This window comes from Variovorax sp. N23, assembly GCF_025486315.1.
GTDB lineage: Bacteria > Pseudomonadota > Gammaproteobacteria > Burkholderiales > Burkholderiaceae_C > Variovorax.
Map to the genome: position 1 here is coordinate 48,503 of NZ_JAOOPY010000005.1, position 18,828 is coordinate 67,330.

Sequence of the window (18,828 nt, forward strand, 5' to 3'; positions counted from 1 at the left end):
CGGCGCCGTTCCCTTTACTTCAGTGCCCAGACGCTGGTCTGGACGGCGTCAGGCCCCACCTGTGCCGGCGTCGTGACGTCGGACGACTGCTTCTGCGTGTAGTTCGACGGTGCCACCCACGCATGGTTGATCGGCCGCACCGCGTCGAAGTGGGTGTCGGCGCTGCCGGCGTACTCAGGCAACTTCAGGATGTTCGCCGCCACGAAATGCTCGGTGTACTTCGAGCGGTTCATGTACGAGCCCTCGACTCCCGGATCGGCCAGCTGGAACATGTCCTGGAAGGTTCGCACCAGCGAGAAGTGGCTGTAGGCGTCGCCGTCCACGATGCCCTTGGGGGCAACGGCCTGGTTGGTCAGGATGCCGAAGATGCTCTGGCCATGGCCGCGGTTGCCCTTGGCATAGTTGTTGATCGAGGTGTCGGGCGAGAAGGTGCCGTCGCCGTTGTCCTTCAGCGGGTTGGCGAGCGTGCTGTTCGACACGTTCCAGCCGCAGCAGGAATTGAAGCCGCCCGTCGCGGTGCCCTCGTCGAACATCACCACGATGGCTACGCGCCGCTGCGGGTTCTGCCACAGTGGCGACGCCTGGATCTTCTTGACCAGCGCATCGACGTAGTTATCGCCACGCGTGATGATGGCGCTACCGCCGCAGTCGCTCGCCGTGACCTGCGTGCTGCCGCCGCCGACCGTACCCTTCACCGTGATGCCGTGCATGTCGTCGCACTGGTCCGGCATCACGAAGTTGAGGCTGCCCACATTGCCGCTGGCCAGATCGGTGCCGAGCTGGTCGATGTCGTAGCCCGTCGGGATCGCATAGTCGGTGCTGCTCGCCAGTGCGGCATCCCACTGGCCGCCGCCCATCGTGCGGTTGCTGTACTTCCATTCCGGTGCGCTGCGCACGTTCTGGTAGGCCATGCCCGGATGGTGCTTGGTCTTGTAGAGGCCCGCCGGCATCGGCAGGTTCAGGCCGGTCGTTCCCACCGTCGCCGGGTTGCCGCCGACCGTGCCGGGTGCGTAGACATGGTCCTGCCCGACCACCGCGGCGTCGGCCACGCTGTCGGTGCGGAAGTCCTGGCCCGGGTTCATCGACTCGCTGTAGGTGCGCCAGTTCAGGCCGGCGGCGGTCAGCGCGTTGAACAAGTTCGGCCTGCCGACAATGTTGTGGTTGATGGCCGCGGCCTGCGTGCAACTCGCAGCGAATGGCGACTTCGCAAGGCCGGGCTGCGTGTTGTCGGGCAGCGGCAAGTCCTGCACGGCGTTGGCGCCGGTGGCATCGCAGTTCCATTGGCTGTCGTCGCTGATGCCGAAGTCGTCGGCGCCGCCAAGCGCGGTGTAGTTCGGTTCGCTGGGGTTGCCGGTCGCGTAGTAGCTGGTCAGCTGGTTGCCCGCCTTGAGCAGCGCATTGATCTTTGGTGCGAAGGCCGAGTTCAGGATCGACGAGGTCGCCTTGTTCTCCAGCATCACGACGAAGATGTTGTCGTAGCGCGGCACGCCTTCGACCTCGAAGGCCGCCTGCTGCGATTGCGCGAAGGTGATGCGGGCACGGGTGTCGGGCTTGGTCGGCACCGTGGCTTGCGTCACGTTGGCCTGGCTGACGAGGCGCGGGTCGCCGCCGGCGACGGCCAGGTCATCGGGATACAGGTCGCCGCGGTCGAGCTTGGTGACGGCGTAGGTGAAGCGGTTGTCGAGCGCGCGCGCTTCCGCGAGCATGGCGCGCTGGTCGGTACCGCTCACGGTGTTGACGTCGGCTAGCAGCGTGGCCGCCGACACGCCGATGCGCTTGGCGACGTTCTGCACCTCGGTGTCTTGCGTGCTGCCGTTGGCTTCGCGCAGGCGCGCCACTTCGGACGACAGCGGGCTGATCACCACGCCGCCGGATTGCGCCACCACCTGCTCGAGCGAAGCGCGCAGCACGTCGCGGCTGGCGACCTTGGCACCGCTCGCGGTGTTGACGGCATCGGTGCCGATGTCGGCGATCAGCGCCGCATTGGCCGCGAGCGTGATCGTGAACCTGCCCTTGGCGTCGGTCAGCACGCCGCCCTCGCCCGCGTCGCAGACGCCGTTGGCATTGGCGTCGACGCAGACCTTGGCACCCTGGATGTACGCAGGCTGGATGGTCGGGTCGGTCGCGCTGCCCGCGACCAGGCTGGTGGCGGTCACCACGCCGCTGATCTTGACGGAGGTGGAGCCGGAGCCGGACGTGCCGGATGCGGCGGGTGCGGGGTCGTCACCACCGCCGCCGCATGCGGCGAGGATGGACGCTGCGAGCAGCGTCAGCGTGGTGTTCAACACCTTGGTGTGGGTCGAGGTTCTCATGGGATATGGGATGTGTTGTTGGACCAGAGGGATGCGTGCCGCGACCCCTTCGAACGCCCTGCGCACAGGGCTCGACAGCGGGATCGCTGCCGACCAACGGTAGAAACGCCCCATGACACATCCATGTCGTCCCGCGCCGCTGTGGCGCGCTTGCACGCCGGTCGGCGCACACCTCCATACCGGGCGAGAAATCAGCCTGTCAACGCTGTTTTCGGCCCCAAAACACCCCTTTGCGGCAGGTGCTCGACTTAGGCCTTCCTGACCTCCCCGATTAACCCCACACTCAGCTTTTGAACAGGTCCTTGTGCTGCTCGCGCAAAAGCGCCTTCTGCACCTTTCCCATCGCGTTGCGCGGCAGTTCGGGCACGACGAAACAGCGCTTCGGGATCTTGAAATTGGCCAGCCTGGCCTTGAGTTCCGCGACGATGGCGTCGCCGTCGACACGGGCGCCGAGCTTCACGGTGACCACCGCCACGCCGACCTCGCCGAAGTCCGGGTGCGGCACGCCGACCAGCGCGCTTTCGGCCACGCCGGCCATCTCGTTGATGACGCCCTCGATCTCGGCCGGGTAGACGTTGTAGCCGCCGCTGATGATCAGGTCCTTGCTGCGGCCGACGATGGTGATGTAGCCCAGCCCGTCGATCTTGCCGACGTCGCCGGTCTTGAAGAAGCCGTCGGCGGTGAATTCTTCCTTCGTCTTCTCGGGCATGCGCCAGTAGCCGGCGAACACGTTGGGGCCGTCGACCTCGATGTCGCCGATCTCGTCGGTGCCGGCGTCGCGCGTGTCGCCGTTCTCGTCGGTGATGCGCACGCGCAGCTGCACGCCCGGCAGCGCGAAGCCCACGGTGCCGCCGCGCCGCTCGCCCTGCACCGGGTTGTAGGGGTTCGACGTGAGCATGGCGGTTTCGCTCATGCCGTAGCGCTCGAGGATGGTGTGGCCGGTGCGCGCCTGCCATTCATGGAAGGTCTCGATCAGGAGCGGCGCCGAGCCGGCGATGAAGAGGCGCATGTTCCTGCAGGCCTTCTTCGTGAGGCCCGGTTCGGCCAGCATGCGCACGTAGAGCGTGGGCACGCCCATGAACACCGTCGCCTCCGGCAACCGCGCGACCACGCGCTTCGGGTCGAACTTGTTCATCCAGATCATCTTGCTGCCGTTGAGCAGCGCGCCGTGGATGGCGACGAACAGGCCGTGCACGTGGAAGATGGGCAGCGCGTGGATCAGCACGTCGCCCCGGCCGTCAGGCCCTCCGGTGGCCGTCCAGCCCCAGTAGTCCTTCAGAACCTCGGCGTTCGACAACAGGTTGCGGTGCGTCAGCATCGCGCCCTTGCTGCGGCCGGTGGTGCCGCTGGTGTAGAGGATGGCGGCGAGGTCGTCCTCCCCGCGCTGCGCCACGGTGTGCCGGTCGCCGCACTGCACGGCCATGTCGAGCAGCGTGCCGGTGCGGTCGTCGTTCAGCGTGAAGACGTGGCGCGTGCCCGCGGCCAGCGCGATCGGGCCGACCCAGTTGGCATTCGCGCTGCTGCACACCACCACGGCCGGCTCGGCGTTGCCGATGAAGTACTCGATCTCGGCGCCGCGGTAGGCCGTGTTCAGCGGCAGGAACACATAGCCGGCCCGCAGGGTCGCCAGGTAGAGCATCAGCGCCTCGACCGATTTCTCGACCTGCACCGCGATGCGCGCGCCCTCTTCCAGGTCGAGGGCGACGAAGAGGTTGGCGATCATCGCGCTGGCGCGGTCGAGGTCGCCCCAGGTGTACAGCAGGCCGTCGTCGGTCTCGACGGCGACCGCATCGAGGTCGGCGGGGAAGGCGGCGCGAAGCGCGGCGAAGAGATTGGCGTTCGAGGTCATCGTTGTCTCGGTATCTGTCAGAAATGCGGCGGTCGTTTGGCCAGGAAGGCGGCGATGCCCTCACGGTGTTCGGAAGCGTCGGCGTAGTCGTAGGCGGTGGGCAGCAAGCCCGCAACCCCCGCCATGGCCTGGGACGTGAGCGCGGCCAGCACGCGCTTGTTGGCGCGTGCGGCCTCGGGAGCGAGTGCGGCGATGCGACGCGCGTAGGCGATGGCTTCGTCGGCCACCGTGTCGTCGGACACCACACGCAGCAGGAAGCCGGCGTCGAGCAGCCGACGCGCATCGTGCACGCCGGCGGCCAGCAGCATGTCGCGCGCCAGCACGTCGCCCACGGCGCGGTGCACCACGGCGGCCTCGCGCGGCGCCATCGGGAAGCCGAGCTTGGCGATCGGCGCGCCGAACCGGGCGGACGCGCCGGCCAGGCGGATGTCGCAGCAGCTCGCGATCTCGAGGCCGGCGCCCATGCAGGCGCCCTCGATCTGCGCGACGGCGGGCACGCTGCAGTCGAGCATCGCCTGCAGCGCGGCGCCCACCTCGTCCTCGTGGAAGGTGCGCAGTTCGGCCGGATCGAAACGGAAGGCCGGGTACTCCGAGATGTCGCCGCCCGCGCAGAAGGCACCGCCCTCCCCGCGCACGACGATGCATCGCAGTGCGGCGTCGGCGCCGAACGTCTCGAAGGCCGCGCGGAGTTCGCGCCACATCGCGCGCGACATGGCATTCAGCCGCCCCGCGTGCACCAGCGTGACGACGGCGATGGCGCCTTCGCGTTCGATCCTGATCTCACCGGCCATATGTATCCATCACTCCAGCTTGGCGCCCGAGGCCTTCACGACCGTCGCCCAGCGCTTGACCTCGGCATTCACGAAGTCGCCGTAGGCGGCCATCGTGACGTTGGGAATGTCCGAGCCGTTGGCGGCCCAGATCGTCTTGAGTTCGTCGGCGGCCAGGGCCTTCTTCATCTCGTCGACGATTCTCGCCTGCACGTCGGCCGGCGTGCCTTTGGGCGCCCACAGGCCGTACCAGGTCGTCACGGTGTAGTCGGGCAGGCCGACCTCCGCCGCACAGGGCACGTCGGGAAAGGCCGGGTTGCGCTTGGCGCCGGACATCATCAGCGCCTTGATGCGCCCGCCCTTGATGTGCGCGGACGACGAGCCCAGGCCGTCGAAGCAGACGTCGACGTTGCCAGAGATCAGGTCCTGCAGCATCGGGCCGGCGCCGCGGTACGGGATGTGCGTGATGAAGGTGCCGGTCTGCTGCTTGAACAGCTCGCCCGCCAGATGGTGCGAGGTGCCCGCGCCGGCCGAGCCGTAGTTCATCTTCGCCGGGTTGCGCTTGGCGTAGGCGATGAATTCCTGGATGGTCGGCTGCGTCACCCGCTTCGGGTTGACCACCACCACCTGCGGCGCATTGGCCAGCAGCATCAGCGGCACGAAGTCCTTCTGGATGTCGTAGTCGAGCCGGGGGTAGATCGACGGCGCGATCGCATGGTGCACCGCGCCCATGAAGAGCCCGTAGCCGTCGGCCGGCAGCTTCGACGCGATGCTCGCGCCCAGCGTGCCGCCAGCGCCCCCGCGGTTGTCGATCACCAGCGTCTGGCTGGTGATCTTCGAGAACTGCGCCGAGAGCGGCCGCGCGAAGGCGTCGGTGCCGCCGCCGGCCGGGAACGGCACGATCAGCGTGACCGGCCTGGACGGCCAGCCGGACTGCGCGCGCGCGCCGCCACCGAGGACGGCGGCCGCGGCGGCGGCCAGGCGCAGCATGTCGCGCCGCTGGAAAGGGTGGGTCATGGATGTGTCTCCTGTCTTGTTGGAATCGCTGCGCACCGGGGCCTTCGGTGCAGGTTCGGCCCTTGGGGAAAAGGGATGTCGGGTCAGCCCTTGAGGAACAGGGCGTCGATGTCGCCCGACACCGCCACTTTGCCCTGTGCGAGCAAGGCGCGGTGCTTGTCGAGCCGCTTGAGATCGTAAAGATAGTTGACCATGAGCCCGTAGGACTGCTTCAACCCCTTGGGCGAGGGGTCTCCGGCCCAGTTCAGGCGTTCGACGCGGGCGCCGTTGCCCAGGTGGAAGCGCGCCACCGGGTCGACCGGCTTGCCCTCGACCGTGGCGCGGCCCAGGTACTCGGCGGCGCACTGCATCAGCGTCTGCCGCACCGGCGACTTGGGATCGAGCGCGAGCGCCTGGTCGGCCGCGGCCAGCAGGCGGTCCGGCGTGGGCGGCAGCGAGCCGAGCGCGCGGCCGAGTTCGGCGGCGCGTTTGTCGTCCAGCCGCAGCAGCACCTCGGCCGCATGCTTGCCGAGCCATTGCCGGAAGCCCGGGATCGGAGACAGCGTCGCGAAGACCTTGAGCTTCGGGAACTCGGCCTGCAGCGTCTCGACCACGCGCTTGATGAGCGAATCGCCGAAGCTCACGCCACGCAGTCCGGTCTGTGTGTTGCTGATCGAATAGAAGATCGCGGTCGTCGCCTTGGCGGCGGTGGCCAGGGCCGCGGCCTCGTCGAGCAGCGGCACGATGCCGTCGCTGATGTGGTCGACCAGCGCGACCTCCACGAAGATCAGCGGCACGTCGGGCAGCCGAGGGTGGAAGAAGCCGTAGCAGCGCCGGTCGCTGTCGAGCCGGTTCTTCACGTCGGCCCAGCTCTTGATGTCGTGCACCGCCTCGTACTGGATCAGCTTCTCGATCAGCGAGGCGGGCGAATCCCAGCTGATGCGGCGCAGGTCGAGGAAGGCCACGTCGAACCAGGTGGAGAACAGGTGTTCCAGCTCGGCGTCCAGCGGCACGAAGCGGCGCTCGCCCTTCATCTGCGGCAGCAGTTCGGCGCGCAGGTCGAGCAGGAAACGCATGCCCTCGGGGTCGATGGTGAAGCGCTGCAGCAGCCGGGCCCGCGGCGACGCGAGCGCACGGCGCAGATGCACCTCGGCCTGCCCTTCGTCGGCGGTGCCGACGGCGGCCTCGTGGCGCGCCCGCGCGCTGCTGAGCTTCTTGCCGTCGGGCGCGAAACGCTCGCTGATCAGCAGCCACACGTCGCGCCGCTCGGCCGCGTCGAGCTCGGCGTACCAGTGCATCACCTCGCCGGCGCGGCGGCCGGCCTCGACCTCGCTGACGCGGGCGTCGACCACCGCCTGCAGGTCGGTCAGCGCACGACGCAGGGCGCGTGGCGCCATCGCCTCGCCGTGGCGGCGCAGGGTGGCGTCGAGCCGTTCGTTCAGGGAGCGCGGCGGCAGTTCCGCCTTGGCCTTCTTCCTCGGTGCAGTCTCGACAGCGGCGGTGGCGGCCGTGGCGGCGGTGTCCTTGGCGGCGGCCGGGGTACGCAGGCGCGAGACGCTGCGCGAGATCCAGGTGGAAGCGTTCATGAAACGAGCCTCGATTTCTGTTGGAGCGCCACGGCGCGCAAGGCTTCGCGCTGGCGATGGAGGTGGGTGCGCATGGCGGCCTCGGCGCCGTCGCTGTCGTGCGCCTTCAGCGCGGCGAACACGGCCAGGTGCTCGGCCAGGCTCTGCTCAAGCCGGCCGGGCGCCTTCAGCTGCTGCAGGCGCGCGAGCTTCAGGATCTTGCGCAGGTCGCCGATCGTCTGCGCCAGCCAGCGGTTGTCGGCCAGCGTGATGATCGCCTCGTGGATGGCGAAGTTGGTGGCGTAGTAGGCGTTGATGCGGTGCGCCTTGGCGTGCGCCTCGAGCTGCGCGTGCAGCGTGGCCAGCGCCTCGATGTCGGCGTCGCTCGCGTTGCGCGCGGCTTCCCAGGCGCAGCGCCCTTCCAGCAGCGCGATGACGGGAAAGATCTCGTCGAGGTCGCGCTGCGTGACCTCGGCCACGAAGCAGCCCCGGCGTGGCTCGTGGCGCAGCAGCCCTTCGGCGGTGAGCACCTTGAGCGCCTCGCGCAAGGGCGTTCGCGAGATTTCCAGCCGCTCGCACAGCGCGGCTTCGTCCAGGAAGCTGCCAGGCGTGAGCGACCCCGCGAAGATCTGCTCCCGCAAGGTGGCGGCCACTTGGTCGTGCAACGAATTCGGGACGAGGCGCATGACGGCTCCGGTCGGACCTTGGGGCATTGGACGGCGGCCAGACCATCGGCGCCTGGCTCCGTAATTTCAGGTAATTACGGATAATTATGGGCAAGGCGCCCCGGACCGACAAGGGCGGGAAGGAGCGGATAAACCCGCTGTCGGCGTGGTCGAGCCCGGCGCCGTGTGTGGCCGGAAAGCACGCAAAAGAAGGCTCGCGCCAGGCGGGCCCGAAGGGTGGGTGCTTGATGCCCACCCTGGAGAAACCGAGTTCAGGCCCGCCGAAGCAAGAAGCAGGGGGTATTTTTCACAGCTGCGCATTGTCACGTCGAGGCGCGGCACCCTTCCTCGGTGGCCCCGTCGACACTGCATCAGCGCATCGGCATACCGAAATACCGATTCGTCACAACAACTTAGAAAGAATGTTGTACATTCCGCTTTAAGAGGGAACACTTAAGTTCGCGCTGCGGACAGATGGCGCGGATTTCCACGGAGGACAGGAATGTTCAATGGTTCGACGGTGGCGTCTCAAGATGCGGCGCGTTGGTATGAGTTGACGGACCAATACGCGGCGGCCGTGGTGGCGGTGCAGCGAGGCGACGCCGCAGCGCGAGTGCGGATGTTGGCCATGTATGCCGAACTCAAGCGCTTTGCGCAGAGCCAGGGGCAACCCTTTCCGAGAGGTATCGGGACCTGACGAGGTCGCTTCGCGCTCGCTGCCGGGCGCGATCGCCCTGCGCCCCAGGCAGCACGCCACCGGTACATTCGGGGCATCGTGCGCCGCTCCCCATCTCCGCCCTTTCCACCCTCTCCGCGCCCTTCGCCCTCCCCACCGCCCTTGCCCACCCGCGATGGCGTCGGCCCCAGCACCGTCGGATTGCCGGCCGGCCACTGGCCGACCATGCTCGACTTCTTCGTCGAGCGCTTCCCGGCCGTGACCGAAGCGTCGTGGCGCGACCGCATGGATGCGGGCGACGTGGTCGACGACGCCGGCCACCCGATCCGGCCCGACGCGCCGTACCGCGGCCATCAGCGCCTCTACTACTACCGCACGCTCACCAACGAACCGCGCATCCCGTACGAAGCGCAGGTGCTGTTCCAGGACGCGCACCTGCTCGTCGCCGACAAGCCGCACTTCCTGCCCGTCACGCCCGGCGGCCAGTACGTGCAGGAAACCCTGCTGGTGCGCCTCAAACGCCAGTTGGGCATCGACACGCTGGTGCCGGTGCACCGCATCGACCGCAGCACCGCCGGCCTGGTGCTCTTCAGCCTCGATCCCGCGACACGGGGGGCCTACCAGGCGCTCTTCGCGGAGCGCCGCGTCGAGAAGTCGTACGAGGCGGTCGTGCACTGGCCGGCGGGGCACACGCTGACCCCCGTCTACCGCAGCCGCCTCGAAAGCATCAAGGGCAAGATGCCGGTGTGGGAAGCGCCCGGCGAGCCGAACTCGGAAACGCGCTTCGAGCTGGTGGAAATGCTGGGCGCCGACCGCGCGCGGCTGCGCCTGTCGCCGGTGACCGGCCGCACGCACCAGTTGCGCGTGCACTGCGCCGCGCTGGGCATGCCCATCGTCAACGACCCGATCTACCCGACGTGGCTGCCGGTCGGCAGCGAGCGCTTCGACCAGCCGCTGCAACTGCTCGCCAAGACGCTGGAATTCACCGATCCGCTGAGCGGCGCGGCACGCCGCTTCGCGTCGGGGCTGCGGCTGACAGGCTGAACGGGCCGGGGCCGGACGCCGTTCTTTTCACCGGCGGCGTCCACCCATCGGACCGACTGCGCCAGAATCGGCCGGATGAACCGAGCTCACGCCTTCTCCTTCCTCCCTCTTCTACGCGTCCTGCCGCTCGCCTGCGTTCTCGCCGGCTGCGGCACGCCGGCTTACGAAGTCGTCACCTACCCCAATGGCGCGACACGCACGCCGAGCACGGCCGATGCCGTGGGCTATTGCACGCAGAAAGGCCTGACGGCACAGATCCTGGAGCGGGCGCCTGGACAGACCGGCGTCATGTTCCGCTGCATCTGACCGGGTTTCTCCGAGCGGGTATCAGAGACTCGGCCTCTCAGGCCGCGCGCTGCTTCGGCGCCGTGGCGTAGAGCCAGAGCCCGAAGGCGATCATCGGCACGCACAGCCACTGGCCCATGCTCATGTTGAGCGCCAGCAGGCCGAGGAAGTCGTCGGGCTCGCGGAAGTACTCGGCGATGAAGCGCATCGCGCCGTAGCCGATCAGGAACACGGCCGACACGCGGCGCTCGAGGCGTTCCTTGCGGGCGTAGAGCCAGAGGATGACGAAGAGCAGCAGCCCTTCGAGCAGGAACTGGTAGACCTGCGACGGGTGCCGCGGCAGCATCGAGCCGCTCTGCGGGAACACCATGCCCCAGGGCAGGTCGGGGCTGCTGAACCGGCCCCACAGCTCGCCGTTGATGAAATTGCCCACGCGCCCGGCGGCCAGGCCGGTCGGCACGCAGGGCGCGACGAAGTCCATCACCTGCCAGAAGGGGCGCGCGCGCGACTTCGCGAACCACACCATCGAGCCGATCACGCCCAGCAGCCCGCCGTGGAAACTCATGCCGCCCTGCCAGACCATGAAGATCTCCAGCGGGTGCGTCAGGTAGTAGCCCGGCTTGTAGAACATGCAGTAGCCCAGCCGCCCGCCGACGATCACGCCGAGCACGCCGAGGAAGAGGATGTCCTCCACGTCCTTGCGGCTCCACACGCCCCGCGCAGCGAGCGACCGGTACGGCTCGTGGCCCAGCCGCCGGGTGCCGAGGAAGAAGAACAGCCCGAAGGCGGCGAGGTAGGTCAGGCCGTACCAGTGGATGGCCAGGGGCCCGATCTGGAGCGCGATCGGGTCGATGTGGGGATACATGAGCATGCGGCGATTGTGCCTATGCCGTGTGCAGCCGCGGCGACACCGGGGCGCGCCCTCGCTCCGCCACGAAGTGGACGAAGCGCGCCAGCGCGGCGTTGTCGGCCGATGCGGGCCAGACCAGGCTGGTCTCGCAGCGCGGCAGCGCCACCGCCTTCTGCCGGCGACCGGGCGCCGCGAACGCATCGGCCGCGCGGTAGACCACGCCGGCACGCCGGAACTGCGTCACGCTTTCCGGCACCCAGGCCACACCGAGCCCGCCCCAGACGAGGTTGACGATGGTCTGCATCTGGATCGCCTCCTGCGCCACGGCCGGCGTCCGGCCCGCCGCGTGGTACAGGCCGAGGATGGCGTCGTGCAGGGAGGGCACGATGCGGCGCGGGAACATCACCAGCGGCTCGGCCAGCACCTCGGCCAGCGCCAGGCGCTCGGCCCGCGCGAGCGGGTGGCGGGCCGGGAGCGCCAGCACCAGCGGCTCGTCGGCGACGGCCAGGCGCTCCAGGCCCGGCGGCGCGAAACCCGGCGAATGCAGCATCAGGCCGGCATCGATCTCGCCGCGCGCGAAGCCTTGGAGCTGCACGTCGCCGGTGGCCTCGACCAGTTCCAGCGCCACCTCCGGGCACACGGTACGGAACTCGCGCACCCAGACGGGCAGTTGCTCGAAGCCGATGGTCGAGACGAAGGCCAGGCGCACCCGCCCGACCTCCCCCGCCGCCGCCGCCCGGGCCCGGGCCGGCAGCGCCTGCGCGCGCTCGAGCATGTCGCGCACGTCGGGCAGCAGCGCCTCGCCCGCCGGGGTGAGCGCCACGCGGCGGCGGGTGCGGTCGAACAGCACGATGCCGAGCGTCTTCTCCAACTGCGCGATCGCCTGGGTGACCGGCGGCTGCGTCATGTGCAGGCGCTGGGCGGCGCGGCCGAAGTGCAGCTCCTCGGCCACTGCCACGAACTGGCGCCAGGCGCGCAGGTCGATGAGCGTTTCTTTCATAGGCCGAGCATATCAATCGACCGCTAAAAATGGATTGGAACCAATCAATCAAAGCGCGGATACTTGGCGCCGCTCCCGACAACCCCACGAGAAGAGACCGCCATGGCCACAACACCCCTCCAGATCAACCGCCGCAGCGCCAACATCGTCGAAGGCAAGAGCCGCGCCCCAAACCGCTCGATGTACTACGCGATGGGCTACGAAGAGAGCGACTTCAAGAAGCCGATGGTCGGCGTGGCCAATGGCCACAGCACCATCACGCCCTGCAACTCGGGCCTGCAGAAGCTGGCCGACGCGGCCATCGAGGGCATCGAGGAAGCCGGCGGCAATGCGCAGGTGTTCGGCACACCGACCATCTCCGACGGCATGGCGATGGGCACCGAGGGCATGAAGTACTCGCTGGTCAGCCGCGAAGTCATCAGCGACTGCATCGAGACCTGCGTCGGCGGCCAGTGGATGGACGGCGTGCTGGTGGTCGGCGGCTGCGACAAGAACATGCCGGGCGGCATGATGGGCATGCTGCGCGCCAACGTGCCGGCCATCTACGTCTACGGCGGCACCATCCTCCCCGGCCGCTACAAGGGCCAGGACCTGAACATCGTCAGCGTGTTCGAAGCCGTCGGCCAGAACGCCGCCGGCAACCTGAGCGACGAAGACCTGCTGCAGATCGAGAAGCGCGCCATTCCCGGCACCGGCTCGTGCGGCGGCATGTACACGGCCAACACCATGTCGAGCGCCTTCGAGGCCCTGGGCATGTCACTGCCCTACTCGTCGACCATGGCGAACCCGCACGACGAGAAGCAGAACTCGGCCAAGGAATCGGCCAAGGTGCTGATCGAGGCGATCAAGAAGGACTTGAAGCCGCGCGACATCGTGACCAAGAAGGCGATCGAGAACGCGGTGGCGGTGATCATGGCCACCGGCGGCTCGACCAACGCGGTGCTGCACTTCCTGGCCATCGCCCACACGGCCGGCGTGGAGTGGTCCATCGACGACTTCGAGCGCATGCGCAAGAAGGTGCCCGTCATCTGCGACCTCAAGCCCAGCGGCAAGTACCTCGCGGTCGACCTGCACAACGCCGGCGGCATCCCGCAGGTGATGAAGGTGCTGCTCAAGGCCGGCCTGCTGCACGGCGATGCGATGACCATCACCGGCCAGACCATCGAGGAGGTGCTCAAGGACGTGCCCGACGTGCCGCGCGCCGACCAGGACGTGATCCGTCCGATCGACAAGCCGATGTACGCCGAAGGCCATCTGGCCATCCTGAAGGGCAACCTGTCGCCCGAAGGTGCGGTCGCCAAGATCACCGGCCTGAAGAACCCGGTCATCACCGGCCCGGCGCGCGTGTTCGACGACGAGCAGTCGGCACTGGCCGCCATCCTGGCCGGCAAGATCGTGGCCGGCGACGTGATGGTGCTGCGCTACCTCGGCCCCAAGGGCGGCCCCGGCATGCCCGAGATGCTGGCACCGACCGGCGCGCTGATCGGCGCGGGCCTGGGCGAAAGCGTCGGCCTCATCACCGATGGCCGCTTCTCCGGCGGCACCTGGGGCATGGTGGTCGGCCACGTGGCGCCCGAAGCCTATGCCGGCGGCACCATCGCCTTCGTCAACGAGGGCGACTCCATCACCATCGACGCCCACGAACTGAAGCTGGAACTGAACGTGCCCGAGGCCGAGATCGCCAGGCGCCGCGAAGGCTGGAAGGCGCCGGCACCGCGCTACACGCGTGGCGTGCAGGCCAAGTTCGCCTTCAATGCGTCGAGCGCCAGTTCGGGCGCGGTGCTCGACAAGTACTGATCAACGGCGGCGGTTCCGGTTCGACTTGCTGCTCAGCAACCCGAGGTTGCTGCGCTGACGGTCGATGCGCGCCTGCTTGCGCGCGTTCTCGCGCTCGATGACCTTGCGCTTGGTGTAGCCCGACCAGTCGGCCCAGGCCCACCAGGCCAGGGCCAGCGCGAAGGGGATCAGCACGACCCACCACGACCACTGCGCCACCGGCCCGATCTCGAGGAGTTTCAGGACCGCGCCCAGCACGCCCAGCATCAGGAACCACATTGCGCAACCCTCCGGTGTGTTCTTCGCAAGGGACATGGGGCCTGGATGGCCCTGCCTACAATGCGTCGGAAAGAATGTAACCCACCGACCCCACGAAACGCCGCCATGAAAAGAGCTTTTGCGATCGTCGCGCTGAGTATCGGCGCCACTGCACCCGCCCTCGCCGACCTGGCGCTGGCCACTTCCAAGAACTGCATGAGTTGCCACGCCGTCGAACACAAGGTGCTCGGCCCGTCGTTCAAGGACATCGCCACGCGCTACAAGGACAACAAGGCCGCCCCCGAGCAGTTGGCCGCCAAGATCATGAAGGGCGGCGCCGGCGTCTGGGGACCGATCCCGATGCCGGCGAACACGCAGGTGAGCGAAGCCGATGCGAAGAAGCTCGCGGCCTGGGTGCTGTCGACCAAGTAGGGCCTGTCAACGGGGCCTCGTCGCAGACCGCCCCTCCACCCGGCGCACGCCCCTCAGAAGCGCGGCGGGGGCTCCACCGTCGGAGCGACGGCCAGGGGCGCACGGCGCTCGAGCCGGTCTTCGAGCTGGCCGACGTGCGCAGCCAGGGTGTTCTCCAACTGCTCGACCCGGGCCAGCAGCGCGGCGTGACGTTCCGCGTTGCGGCTCATGTGGGTGTTCTCCTGGGCTTCCAGGAAGTTGCGCAGCTCGGTGAAGCGCGAGGCCTCGGCCTTGTCGGCGAGGTCGCGCTGCACCTGCATTTCCTTGGTGTGGCGGCGCGTCTCCAGCAGGACCGACCCTTGCAGGTAGACCACGTAGGCGACGAAGAGGATGCCCAGCAGCACCGTCAGCGCCAGCATGATCATGCCCAGCGGGGCCGTCATCTGCATGAAGCCCAGCGACATGAGCGTCGGCGTCGCGAGCGTGCCCCAGTTGAGCGCCGCCAACGCCGCGATGACCAGCACCACGAAAAACAGGATGCCTGTTCTTATTCCCATGTGATTCTCCCGATGACCGTTGTGTCGAAGGAGAGTTTGTAGCGCATTCGCGCCGGTGCCCCTGTCGGACACCGACGCCGCGCACCGACGGCCGCCTTCAGAAGGCCTGGCCGAGCTGCTCGAGGATGGCCGGGTTCTCCAGCGTCGAGGTGTCCTGCGTGATCGCCTCGCCCTTGGCGATGGACCGCAGCAGCCGCCGCATGATCTTGCCGCTGCGCGTCTTGGGCAGGTTCTCGCCGAAGCGGATGTCCTTGGGCTTGGCAATCGGCCCGATCTCCTTGGCGACCCAGTTGCGCAGCTCGGTCGCGAGCTTCCTGGCTTCCTCGTCGCTGGTCGGACGCCCCCGCTTGAGCACGACGAAGGCGCAGATCGCCTCGCCGGTCACGTCGTCGGGCCGGCCGACCACGGCGGCCTCGGCCACCAGGTCGGTCTTGGCCACGAGCGCCGATTCGATCTCCATCGTGCCCAGCCGGTGGCCCGAGACGTTCAGCACGTCGTCGATGCGGCCGGTGATGCGGAAGTAGCCGCGGTCCTCGCTGCGCACCGCGCCGTCGCCGGCGAGGTAGATCGTGCCGCCCATCTCTTCGGGGAAGTAGCTCTTCTTGAAGCGCTCCGGGTCGTTCCAGATGGTGCGGATCATCGAGGGCCACGGGCGCTTGATGACCAGCATGCCGCCGGCACCGTTGGGCAGGTCCTTGCCGGTCTCGTCGACGATGGCCGCCGCGATGCCCGGCAGCGGCAGCGTGCAGGAGCCCGGCACCAGCGGCGTCGCGCCCGGCAGCGGCGTGATGACATGGCCACCGGTCTCGGTCTGCCAGAAGGTGTCGACGATCGGACATTTCTCGTGGCCGATGTTCCGGTGGTACCACATCCAGGCTTCCGGATTGATCGGCTCGCCCACCGAACCGAGGATGCGCAGGCTCGACAGGTCCCAGTTCTTCGGATGCACCTTCTCGTCGGATTCGGCCGCCTTGATGAGCGAGCGGATCGCCGTCGGCGCCGTGTAGAAGATGCTGACCTTGTGCTTCTCGATCATCTGCCAGAAGCGGCCCGCGTGCGGGAAGGTCGGGATGCCCTCGAAGATCACCTGCGTGGCGCCGGCCGCCAGCGGGCCGTAGGCGACATAGGTGTGGCCGGTGATCCAGCCGATGTCGGCGGTACACCAGAAGACGTCCTCCGGCCGGAGGTCGAAGGTCCAGTCCATCGTGAGCTTGGCCCACAGCAGGTAGCCGCCGGTCGCGTGCTGCACGCCCTTGGGCTTGCCGGTCGACCCCGAGGTGTAGAGGATGAAGAGCGGGTGCTCGGCGCCCACCGGCTCGGGCAGGCATTCGTCCTGGCCCTCGATGGCGCTGAGCACCTCGGTGAAGCTCTTGTCGCGGCCCTCGACGCGCGCCCAGTCGCTCAGCGTGCGCTCGTAGACCAGCACGCTCTTGATGGATTCGCACCCACCCATCGCGATGCCGTCGTCGACGATGGCCTTCAGCGGCAGTTCCTTGCCGCCGCGCAACTGGTAGCTGGCGGTGATGACCGCGACCGCGCCGGCGTCGATGATGCGTTCCTGCAGCGCCTTGGCCGAGAAGCCGCCGAACACCACGCTGTGCGTCGCACCGATGCGGGCACAGGCCTGCATGGCGATCACGCCCTCGATGGTCATCGGCATGTAGATGATGACGCGGTCGCCCTTGCGGATGCCTTCGGCCTTGAGCGCGTTGGCGAACTGGCTCACGCGCGTGAGCAGGTCGCGGTAGCTGATGGTGGTGACGGCGCCGTCGTCGGCCTCGAAGACGATCGCCGTCTTGTGCTCGACCGGCGTGCCCATGTGCTTGTCCAGGCAGTTGGCCGAGGCGTTGAGCTCGCCGTCGTCGAACCATTGGTAGAACGGCGCGTTCGACTCGTCGAGCGTGCGGGTGAAGGGCTTCGTCCACACCAGGTTCTCGCGGGCCAGACGGGTCCAGAAGGCATCGGGCGTGTTCTCGGCCTCGGCGCACAGCGCCTCGTAGGCCGCCATGCCGCTGATGCGCGCGCCCTTTTCGGCGGCGGCCGGCGGCGGAAACACCCGGTTCTCGACCAGGACGGATTGGATGTTCGATGCTTGGCTCATTGTTGTCTCCTGCCAGGGGTGGATTGCGGGCGTAATGTCGGCGTCGGCACTTACGGATGACTGACGAACATGGTAGCGACGGCGCAGGGGCTTCACCGAACGGACGCGGGCCGACCCTAGAATCCGGGCTCTTTCGCTCACGTCCCCCGATGGCCTCCCCCGACCCTTTCGATCCCCAGAACCCGCCCGCCATCCGGCGCAGCTCGCCCATGCGGCCGCTGCCCCGGCTCATCTTCGCGAGCCGCTGGCTCCAGCTCCCGCTCTACCTGGGCCTGATCATCGCGCAGGGCGTGTACGTCATGCATTTTCTGGTGGAACTGCTGCACCTGGTGGAAGCCGCCTTCGGCAGCCAGACCGCGCTGCAGGCGCTGATCAGCAGCATCGGCTACAAGACCGATGCGCCGATCACCGCGCTCAATGAGACGGTGATCATGCTGGTGGTGCTGGCACTCATCGACGTGGTGATGATCTCCAACCTGCTGATCATGGTGATCGTCGGCGGCTACGAGACCTTCGTGAGCCGCATGGACCTCGAGGGGCACCGCGACCAGCCCGAATGGCTCAGCCATGTGAACGCCTCGGTGCTGAAGGTCAAGCTGGCCACCGCCATCATCGGCATCAGCTCGATCCACCTGCTCAAGACCTTCATCAACGCCGACAACTACACCGACCGGGTGCTGATCGCGCAGACGGTGATCCACATCACCTTCCTGTTGTCGGCCATGGCCATCGCGTACACCGACAAGCTGATGTCGAAGGAACACTGACGAGGCGGCTACGGCACCGCCTCGTCCGGCTCGGCCTGGAAGATCCGCGTGAAGTCGCAGCAGGACTGCGCGAGCATGACAATCGAGGCGGTCAGTGCGCTGCGGTGCTCGCCCTTGTGCATGGCCACGTAGGGCACCGGCGGCAGGGCCGGCGCCACATCCAGCACCGCCAGCATGCCGGCCGCGACCAATGGCTCGAGGCACTGCCGCGGCAGGTAGCTCACCCCCAGACCCGACACCGTGAGCCCGGTCAGCGCCACCAGGTTGCTCACCACGATGATGTTGGCGGGCTCGACCCCCCGTTCCTTCATCCACGCGTCGTACACGCGGCCGGTCCCCGACGAACGGCCCTGCACCAGCATCCGGTAGCGCGCCAGCTCGTGCAGCCGCACCGGCCCGCCCGAGGGCACCAGCCCGGGCTTGCACATCCACGCGCTTTCGACCTTCCCGATGGCCTTGCCCGGAATGCGTGCGTCGGCGAAGGCATCGGGCACGATGATCAGGTCCAGTTCGTCCGCGAGCAGCTTGTCGCGCAACGACAGGCTGTCGTCCACGTCGGGCTCGATCGTGACCTTCGGGTAGTGCTGCTGGATCAGCCCGACCAGCCGGGGCAGCCAGGTCATCGCGGTCAGCTCCGTCACACCGATGCGCACCCGGCGCTCGATGACCTCCGGCTTGCCGAACTGCTCGACCGCGGCATCGCGCTGCTGCAGCAGCTTCTTGGCGAGCACGAACATCTCCTCGCCTTTCTCGGTCAGCCGCGCGGTGCGCAGGCTGCGGTCGAAGAGCTCGGTGTCGAACAGCCGCTCCAGTTCGTGCACGCGTTTGGACACGGCCGACTGGGAGGTGTTGAGCTTGTGCGCCGCCGGCCCGAAGCCGCCCAATTGAGCGATCCAGAACAGGGCTTCGAGCTGCTTGAAGGTCATCACGGTGCGTCTTGCGGTGC

The 18,828-nt window shown here is 68.0% G+C and carries 17 protein-coding genes; 5 read left to right on the top strand and 12 right to left on the bottom strand.

Translation table 11 applies throughout. The features are described 5' to 3' along the window. Positions 1–14 precede the first annotated feature (14 nt). The 6 genes from N8A90_RS09190 to N8A90_RS09215 all read right to left on the bottom strand — a co-directional run bounded on the left by N8A90_RS09190 (position 15) and on the right by N8A90_RS09215 (position 8,178). The gene (locus N8A90_RS09190; RefSeq protein ID WP_262074509.1) at positions 15–2,312 is read right to left on the bottom strand and encodes an alkaline phosphatase family protein; all 2,298 of its coding nucleotides are present in this window, start codon (positions 2,310–2,312) and stop codon (positions 15–17) included. A gap of 283 nt (positions 2,313–2,595) precedes the next feature. Continuing rightward, a complete protein-coding gene (locus N8A90_RS09195; protein WP_262074510.1) occupies positions 2,596–4,161 on the bottom strand; it encodes a malonate--CoA ligase in 1,566 nt (521 codons plus the stop codon). A 17-nt stretch (positions 4,162–4,178) separates the two neighbouring features. Then, the gene (locus tag N8A90_RS09200) at positions 4,179–4,952 is read right to left on the bottom strand and encodes an enoyl-CoA hydratase/isomerase family protein (protein ID WP_262074511.1); all 774 of its coding nucleotides are present in this window, start codon (positions 4,950–4,952) and stop codon (positions 4,179–4,181) included. A gap of 9 nt (positions 4,953–4,961) precedes the next feature. Continuing rightward, positions 4,962–5,948: a Bug family tripartite tricarboxylate transporter substrate binding protein gene (locus N8A90_RS09205; RefSeq protein ID WP_262074512.1), complete on the bottom strand. Its 987-nt coding sequence runs from the start codon at positions 5,946–5,948 to the stop codon at positions 4,962–4,964. 83 nt (positions 5,949–6,031) lie between these two features. Beyond that, positions 6,032–7,513 carry a malonyl-CoA decarboxylase gene (locus N8A90_RS09210; protein WP_262074513.1) on the bottom strand — a complete coding sequence of 494 codons (1,482 nt, stop codon included), beginning with the start codon at positions 7,511–7,513 and terminating at the stop codon, positions 6,032–6,034. After that, positions 7,510–8,178: a GntR family transcriptional regulator gene (locus N8A90_RS09215; protein WP_262074514.1), complete on the bottom strand. Its 669-nt coding sequence runs from the start codon at positions 8,176–8,178 to the stop codon at positions 7,510–7,512. Before N8A90_RS09215 ends, N8A90_RS09210 begins: the two co-directional genes overlap by 4 nt. A gap of 817 nt (positions 8,179–8,995) precedes the next feature. On the opposite strand from N8A90_RS09215, the gene N8A90_RS09220 reads away from it, so the two are divergent. Then, positions 8,996–9,877, top strand: a complete 882-nt coding sequence (locus N8A90_RS09220; protein WP_262074515.1) for a pseudouridine synthase — start codon at positions 8,996–8,998, stop codon at positions 9,875–9,877. A 75-nt stretch (positions 9,878–9,952) separates the two neighbouring features. Beyond that, complete coding sequence (locus N8A90_RS09225) at positions 9,953–10,183, top strand: hypothetical protein (protein ID WP_262074516.1); 231 nt, start codon at positions 9,953–9,955, stop codon at positions 10,181–10,183. A gap of 37 nt (positions 10,184–10,220) precedes the next feature. Here N8A90_RS09225 and lgt read toward each other — a convergent pair whose 3' ends face one another. Both lgt and N8A90_RS09235 read right to left on the bottom strand, forming a co-directional pair. Continuing rightward, positions 10,221–11,033, bottom strand: coding sequence for a prolipoprotein diacylglyceryl transferase (gene lgt / locus N8A90_RS09230; RefSeq protein ID WP_262074517.1), 813 nt, complete (start codon positions 11,031–11,033; stop codon positions 10,221–10,223). A gap of 13 nt (positions 11,034–11,046) precedes the next feature. Then, positions 11,047–12,012 (bottom strand): LysR family transcriptional regulator, encoded by a 966-nt coding sequence (locus N8A90_RS09235; RefSeq protein WP_262074518.1) that lies wholly within the window; start codon positions 12,010–12,012, stop codon positions 11,047–11,049. A 102-nt stretch (positions 12,013–12,114) separates the two neighbouring features. Between N8A90_RS09235 and ilvD the strand changes: the two genes are divergently transcribed. Then, entirely contained in the window at positions 12,115–13,809 is a 1,695-nt protein-coding gene (gene ilvD / locus N8A90_RS09240) for a dihydroxy-acid dehydratase (protein ID WP_262074519.1), read from the top strand. On the opposite strand, the gene N8A90_RS09245 is transcribed toward ilvD, so the two are convergent. After that, positions 13,810–14,067 carry a TIGR04438 family Trp-rich protein gene (locus N8A90_RS09245; protein WP_262074840.1) on the bottom strand — a complete coding sequence of 86 codons (258 nt, stop codon included), beginning with the start codon at positions 14,065–14,067 and terminating at the stop codon, positions 13,810–13,812. A 105-nt stretch (positions 14,068–14,172) separates the two neighbouring features. On the opposite strand from N8A90_RS09245, the gene N8A90_RS09250 reads away from it, so the two are divergent. After that, positions 14,173–14,478: a c-type cytochrome gene (locus tag N8A90_RS09250; RefSeq protein ID WP_262074520.1), complete on the top strand. Its 306-nt coding sequence runs from the start codon at positions 14,173–14,175 to the stop codon at positions 14,476–14,478. A gap of 53 nt (positions 14,479–14,531) precedes the next feature. Here the strand turns inward: N8A90_RS09250 and N8A90_RS09255 are convergent, their stop codons facing one another. Both N8A90_RS09255 and acs read right to left on the bottom strand, forming a co-directional pair. After that, a complete protein-coding gene (locus N8A90_RS09255; RefSeq protein ID WP_262074521.1) occupies positions 14,532–15,014 on the bottom strand; it encodes a LapA family protein in 483 nt (160 codons plus the stop codon). A gap of 97 nt (positions 15,015–15,111) precedes the next feature. After that, positions 15,112–17,115, bottom strand: coding sequence for an acetate--CoA ligase (acs, locus tag N8A90_RS09260; RefSeq protein WP_262074522.1), 2,004 nt, complete (start codon positions 17,113–17,115; stop codon positions 15,112–15,114). A 149-nt stretch (positions 17,116–17,264) separates the two neighbouring features. Here acs and N8A90_RS09265 point away from each other — a divergent pair, with 149 nt between their 5' ends. Further along, on the top strand, positions 17,265–17,882 hold the full coding sequence (locus N8A90_RS09265; protein ID WP_262074523.1) for a YqhA family protein: 618 nt from the start codon (positions 17,265–17,267) through the stop codon (positions 17,880–17,882). An 8-nt stretch (positions 17,883–17,890) separates the two neighbouring features. Here N8A90_RS09265 and N8A90_RS09270 read toward each other — a convergent pair whose 3' ends face one another. Continuing rightward, positions 17,891–18,808, bottom strand: a complete 918-nt coding sequence (locus tag N8A90_RS09270) for a LysR family transcriptional regulator (protein WP_262074524.1) — start codon at positions 18,806–18,808, stop codon at positions 17,891–17,893. Between the last annotated feature and the right edge of the window lie 20 nt (positions 18,809–18,828).